The sequence below is a fragment of the Pseudomonas sp. FW305-7 genome, from assembly GCF_058786735.1.
This window is the reverse complement of record NZ_JBYSZA010000078.1, coordinates 1-502: the sequence shown is the minus strand read 5'-3', so window position 1 is coordinate 502 and position 502 is coordinate 1. Positions and strand designations below refer to the sequence as shown.

Genomic DNA, 502 nt, shown 5'->3' with positions numbered 1-502 from the left:
GTTCTTGCCGATGCCAGTGTTTCGCAGGCATCGACCAGCAGCTCTTCGTTTTTGAAGTCGGCGGTGACGGCGTACATCCTACGGGTTCTACGGGGAGTTGGCGTGGACCCGGGTGGACAGAGGTAGTGATCGAGTGCGCGGTCGGCGGCTTCGTTGAGCTTTTTCGACTCGAGGGATTTGTAGGGAGAGGTGGGGTCGGTTTCGGGCGGGTTTGGCGTTGGTTTGATCATAGTGAAGCTCCTAGAGTCATTGGAGCCGCCACATTTCGCTGCGATACGAAAGGGAGGTGGCAGCTATACGCGGGTCGCAGACCGGGACTCTAGAACCGGCAGACCCAAAGGTCTCCCACGTACAGCCGCCATAAAATGAGGACGGATGTTGTGCGTCTAGAAATCAGCGGGCTGCGAGACCCGATCGCTGATTCGTCAGCGACCGCACCACAATAGAACCCGCCCCCTAGGCGCACAAGCCGGCGGATTCTGGCGTAGCTGTAGGCAATTAC

Annotated in this window: 1 pseudogene; it reads right to left on the bottom strand. The window is 58.6% G+C overall.

Going from position 1 to position 502, the window contains the following annotated elements:
* A pseudogene (locus tag AC3WMT_RS30890) lies at positions 1-230 on the bottom strand (DUF6124 family protein); the annotation flags it as partial.
* Positions 231-502 lie beyond the last annotated feature (272 nt).